Here is a 759-nt window from a genome sequence, read left to right as displayed (position 1 = left end):
TCAAATCCAAACTGCTCCTGATAAGGCTTTAATTGTTCGCGCATTTTGTGGCACAGGCTGCAATATTCCCGAAACATCAAGGTCAGTTTCATGGCGGTTACTCTCGGAGGGACAAAAGCGGCCATTGTATAGCAAAATGCCGCCAAACCATACAGGCATAACAAAGGCCGTCTGAACAGGCGCGAGATAACGCCTTCAGACGGCCTTTGTGTGTATTCTGAAATTAAGACTGAACGTTAATACCTGCAGTCACGGTATTTTGGGCACTGCTTGCTGTCAAAAACGATGCAGCCAATTCGCCGCAGCAACCGCAACAAGTCGCCACGCCCAATTGAGCCTGCAAATCGCTCATGGTGGTTGCACCGGCGGCGATGGTCTCTTTGATGTCGTGGTCAGTAATGGCGTTGCAGATGCAGACAAACATGATGTGCTCCAATAATTTTGTTACCCTCTGTAATTGAGAGTAGGATTTATTCTTGAACGTAAATATAAATAAAAACGGTTTGCATTGCAATATTGGCACTGTCCTTTTGTTTTGAAATTTTTCTATGAAATTTTATATTATGATTGATATTTTATAATTTTAAATTTTGATAACCTTTCAGACGGCCTCAATAACAAAAAGCGGCATCTTCGAGATGCCGCCTTTATTTATGAACGGGAATGGTGTTCATCGACCATGTTTTTCAAACGGATATTGGCAACATGGGTATAAATCTGCGTGGTGTTGATATCGGAATGTCCCAACATCATCTGGAC

General features: G+C 42.7%; 2 protein-coding genes and 1 pseudogene. All 3 read right to left on the bottom strand.

Translation table 11 applies throughout. From position 1 onward, the window contains the following. Nucleotides 1-92, bottom strand: a 92-nt coding sequence (locus ACTHUT_RS21345) for a glutaredoxin family protein (RefSeq protein ID WP_440419805.1), incomplete at its 3' end; no start/stop codon positions are given. A gap of 131 nt (nucleotides 93-223) precedes the next feature. Then, nucleotides 224-424 carry a (2Fe-2S)-binding protein gene (locus ACTHUT_RS21340; RefSeq protein WP_003681978.1) on the bottom strand — a complete coding sequence of 67 codons (201 nt, stop codon included), beginning with the start codon at nucleotides 422-424 and terminating at the stop codon, nucleotides 224-226. A 227-nt stretch (nucleotides 425-651) separates the two neighbouring features. After that, nucleotides 652-759: pseudogene (xerD, locus tag ACTHUT_RS21335) on the bottom strand (site-specific tyrosine recombinase XerD); the annotation flags it as partial.

It is taken from the genome of Neisseria sp. P0022.S010, from assembly GCF_051956635.1.
Note: the sequence above shows the minus strand (reverse complement) of the source record. Positions and strands in the feature narration are given on the sequence as shown.